4 protein-coding genes are annotated in these 4,559 nt (G+C 62.2%); all 4 read left to right on the top strand.

The genetic code is table 11. From position 1 onward, the window contains the following. The coding region (locus I5W_RS24035) for a fimbrial protein (protein WP_044531140.1) at positions 1 to 458 on the top strand (458 nt) is incomplete at its 5' end. A gap of 223 nt (positions 459 to 681) precedes the next feature. After that, the gene (locus tag I5W_RS24030; protein WP_044531139.1) at positions 682 to 1,386 is read left to right on the top strand and encodes a fimbrial biogenesis chaperone; all 705 of its coding nucleotides are present in this window, start codon (positions 682 to 684) and stop codon (positions 1,384 to 1,386) included. Positions 1,387 to 1,397: 11 nt separating this feature from the next. Then, the gene (locus I5W_RS24025) at positions 1,398 to 4,016 is read left to right on the top strand and encodes a fimbria/pilus outer membrane usher protein (RefSeq protein ID WP_252717202.1); all 2,619 of its coding nucleotides are present in this window, start codon (positions 1,398 to 1,400) and stop codon (positions 4,014 to 4,016) included. Further along, the gene (locus tag I5W_RS24020) at positions 4,013 to 4,552 is read left to right on the top strand and encodes a fimbrial biogenesis chaperone (RefSeq protein ID WP_374702153.1); all 540 of its coding nucleotides are present in this window, start codon (positions 4,013 to 4,015) and stop codon (positions 4,550 to 4,552) included. Before I5W_RS24025 ends, I5W_RS24020 begins: the two co-directional genes overlap by 4 nt. The last annotated feature ends 7 nt before the right edge of the window (positions 4,553 to 4,559 follow it).

Here is a 4,559-nt window from a genome sequence, read left to right as displayed (position 1 = left end):
GACATTTCGCGGACGGTCACAAGCAGACCTGTCAAGTAACGGTCAATGGCCCTCCCAATCCCGTTGTCCTGTTGCCAACGGTGTCCTCCAGTGACTTGGCCGTTCCCGGCAGCACCGCTGGAGAAACGCCTTTTGTGGTCAGCGTCAGTGGCTGCATGGCATCCGCGTCGAGTTCACAGAAGGTCAAGACGCAGTTCATGGTGAGTGCCGCCACCAGCGGCAACAATATCCCCAACATAGGTAGCGCCAGGAACGTGGCGCTGCAGTTGCACCAGAGCATGGGGGGTGAGGCCATCAAGCTGGTTGGCGGTAGCGGCGTCTCAGTCGATGGACTGGAGATCGCCAAAGGTTCTACCAGCACCTCGCATACGTTTTCCGTGCGTTACGTCTCCGAAGATGGCTCGGCAGAACCCGGATCGGTGATCGGGTCAGTCCAGTACGCACTGGACTACCTCTGACGATCTGGCCAGACCACCCCTGGGGCGGTTGCTGATCTACCCGTGTTCTTGAACACCATGACAGCAATCCCCATGCATTAATCCTCCAGTCCTGCGCGCCATGCCTTGGCTGGCCGTCATCCTCCCTTCCTTCTTCGCATCGCTTTGAGCGCCGCCGCAGCCCTGCTGCGGCGGGGCTGCCGTTGTTAACATGAAAAAAAACAGTTTGCTCGCAGGACTCATCATGATGTTGGCATGGCTGACCAGCGCAGGCGCTCACGCCAGCGTGACGATGCTTGGCACGCGTGTCATCTATCCCGCCAGTGCCAGCGACCAGGCACTGCGCTTTAACAATCCTGACGATCATCCCAATCTGGTCCAGGTATGGCTGGATGACGGCCATACTGAGGACGCAGCCCCCCTTCCCTCACCGTTTCTGGTGATCCCGCCGGTATTCCGGGTGGAACCCCGCAGTGGTCAGGTGGTGCGCCTGTCCTACGTGGGGGCCGCGTTACCGCAGGATCGCGAATCCCTGTTCTTTCTCAATTTCCTGCAAGTGCCGGCACTGAAAGCGGATTCGGTCGGCGAGAACCAGTTGGTGCTCACCGTGCGCAGCCGCATGAAGTTGTTCTATCGCCCGCTGGGGTTGGACAACGAGGAAGAGGCGGCACACGCGCCGGATGCACTGACGTTCGTCATCGAACAAGCTGGTGCTGGTGCCAGCATCGTGGCGCGCAATGCCAGTGCCTACCACGTGGTTCTCCAGCAGGCCGCGCTGCTGTCGGATGGGCCGGCCCAGGAACTGGTCAGCGCCACCATGATCGGCCCCTTTGAGGAACTGCGCTGGCCGCTGGCGCAGATACCTGCGGATCGGACCCGGCTGCGCCTGCAACTGCGCATCGTCAACGATGTCGGCGTGGAGATCGTGCGCGACTATCCCCTCCATTGACGGCCATGGCGATGAAGCAATGGGCATCGCCGCCACTGGCTGCGGCATGGGCGGCGCTGTCGATCGGCGCTGGCCTGTTGTGCATGGAACCGGTAGCTGCAGCCCAGCCAGAGCAGTCCTATCGCTTCCTTGAGGCGCTGGAAATGGCCTCCCCGATCAACAAGGGCAGCCTGTCCCGCTTCAACCGGATCGGCAACATCGAGCCCGGCACTTACAGCCTGGATGTCTTCGTCAACGGCAGCTTCAGCCATCGTCGCTCGCTGCGTTTGGTTCTGTTCGAAGGACAGGGCGTGGCCGCCTGTTTCACCGCCGAGGATGCGGCGCTGCTCAATCTGCGCCCGGACCTGATCGCACGATTGGGCCAGCGCGAATGTGCCCGTATCGATGAACTGGCGGCCGGGGCCCAGGCCGTGTTCGACCTCTCGAACCTGCGCATCAACGTCAGCATCCCGCAGTCGCAGCTCAAGCACGTGGCACGTGGTTACATCGATCCAGAACTCTACGATGCCGGAGAAACCATGGGCTTTCTCAACTACAGCATCAGCCAGTATTACTCACGCACCGCCCAGGCCCGTCACGATGCGACCTACGGCTTCACCCACAGTGGCCTCAACCTCGGGCTGTGGCGCTTGCGCCAGCAAGGCAGCCTGGCCTATGACAAGCGCAACGGACTGAACTGGAATCCGGTGCGCACCTATGCCAAGCGCGCCTTGCCTGACTGGACCAGCGAACTGACGGTGGGTGAAAACTTCACCTCGGGCAATCTGCTCTCCGGCCTGGCCTACCGGGGGATAGAACTGAGTTCGGATGAGCGTATGCTGCCCGATTCCCTGCGCGGCTATGCGCCAGTCATCCGCGGGACGGCTCGCAGCAATGCGCAAGTCATCGTCCACCAGAAGGGGCGCGAAATCTATCGCACGACCGTCGCGCCGGGCAACTTCATCATCGACGATCTGTATCCGACCAGCTACAACGGCGATCTCGATGTGACCGTGATCGAGGCCGATGGCTCGCGCGCCAACTTCAGCGTGCCATTCTCCGCCCTGCCTGAATCCATGCGTCCCGGTCACTCGCGCTACAGCCTGACGCTGGGTCGCACGCGCGACACCGATACCAGGGCGCTGTTCATGGACGCCCTCTATCAACGCGGCCTGAGCAATGCGATCACGGCCAACCTCGGCACACGCCTGCCCTCGGGCTACCAGTCTGCGGTATTGGGGACGACCCTGGCCGGGCCGCTGGGATCGCTGGGGCTGGCGCTGAACTATTCACATGCCGCTAGCGGGCGCAACACCAGCGGTGGCTGGATGCTGGGCCTCTCGTATTCCCACACCTTCGAGGCCACGGGCAGCCATTTTTCCATTGCCAGCTACCGCTACTCGACAGCAGGTTATCGCGAGCTGGCCGATGTGCTCAGCGAGCGACTGGCCTGGCGCACCGGCACTGGCCATTCTGCGCTGGGCAACTCCAGCAGCTACCAGCAGCATTCGCGCTTTGATTTGTCGCTCAGTCAGCAGCTTGGCAGCGCTGGTTCGCTCTATCTCTCGGGCCTGACGCAATCTTTCTATCACGACCGCCGCCGCATCACCCAATTGCAGTTCGGTTATTCGACCATGAGGAGCAATGGCATGAGCATCAATCTGGCATTCCAGCGACAGCAGGCCAGTGCCACCCCCGGTGGTCCAGAGAGTATCAGCGGGCTGCTAGCGGCAACGGCCCGGCCGGGATCGTCGATCATGCTGTCATTGTCCCTTCCGCTGGGCAAGCAAGGTGGCCAGGGACATGCACTGAGCACGTCCGTAGTCAAGGCAGAGGGCCAGAACTTGTACCAGTCGCAGGTATCAGGAATGCTAGCGGGCGCTCATCAGCTCAACTACAGCCTCGGTGCCAGCCACGCACCCGGCGGCCAACAGGACAGTATCAATGGCAACCTCGGAGCCGGCCTGCCCAAGGTCCATCTCAATGTCAACCTGACCCGCGGACGCGACTACTGGCAGGCCGCGCTCAATGCCAGGGGAGCCGTGGCCGTGCATGACGGCGGCATCACCTTCGGCCCCTATCTGGGGGATACCTTTGCCCTGGTTGAAGCCAAAGGCGCGCAAGGCGCCAAGCTCTTCAATGGTCAGGGAGCGGTGATCGATGACAACGGTTTCGCCTTGCTGCCTTCCTTGTCGCCCTATCATCGCAATGTCGTGGAACTGGCCACCACGGGCGCGAACCAGAAAAGCGAGATCCTGGAAAGCCAGCGTATCGTGATTCCCTATGCCGGCGCCACCCTCAAGCTCAGTTTCAGGACGCGCTCCGGACATGCGATGCTGATCGCGCTGCATCGTGAAAACGGCGCCCCCCTGCCCATGGGCGCCGACGTACTCGATGAGCAAGGGGAAATGGTGGGCATGGTAGGACAAGGCAGCCAGGCCTACCTGCGCAGCGACCGCTTGCGCGCCAAGCTCTTGGTGCGCTGGGGTGATGGCCAGCAGGAGCGCTGCGCCGCCCAGTATGACCTGCAAGGGCAAGACCTCAGCTCGCCCTTGCTGCGCCTGACAGCGAGCTGTATCGCTGCACCCCGGCGCGAGCAATTCCTGCCGGCTGATGCCAGCCGCCCCGATGCAAGGTCAGGCCCGCAATGAAGACGCTGACTGCTTGCCTGTGGCTGCTCATGAGCTTATGCAGTATCACCGAGGCCGGTGTGATGCCGGAGCGTACCCGCCTGGTCTTGAGTCAAGGGAGCGCCGACATCAGCCTGCGCCTGGCCAATACCAACGCTTACCCGGTGCTGGTGCAGAGTTGGGTCGATCGGGGCGAGGGCAACCTGGCGCCCGATACGGTACTCTCGTCGATGTTCGTCATGCCCGCAGTACTGCGACTGCAACCACACGACATCAGCCAGATCCGGGTGCTCTACACCGGCGATTCCCTGCCCGCAGACAGGGAATCCGTGTTCTGGCTCAATCTCTACGAAATCCCCCTGCTCCGCCCCGACCAGCCGCAGGAGGCCGCGCGCTTGCTGCTGGGCCTCAATACCCAGATCAAGGTGTTCTACCGCCCGCCTGGATTGTCGCAGCCGGATTCACGGTGTGCAGCAGGCGGCGGTAACGCTCGCGGTCATCGATGTCGCGCGAGAGGTCGGCCACCAGAGGCAGCAAGGCATCAAGCAGGGCTTTGAAGTCATT

The organism is Herbaspirillum sp. B65 (assembly GCF_000333555.1).
GTDB classification, from domain to species: domain Bacteria; phylum Pseudomonadota; class Gammaproteobacteria; order Burkholderiales; family Burkholderiaceae_D; genus Herbaspirillum; species Herbaspirillum rubrisubalbicans.
This window is presented reverse-complemented; position numbering and strand designations above follow the sequence as displayed.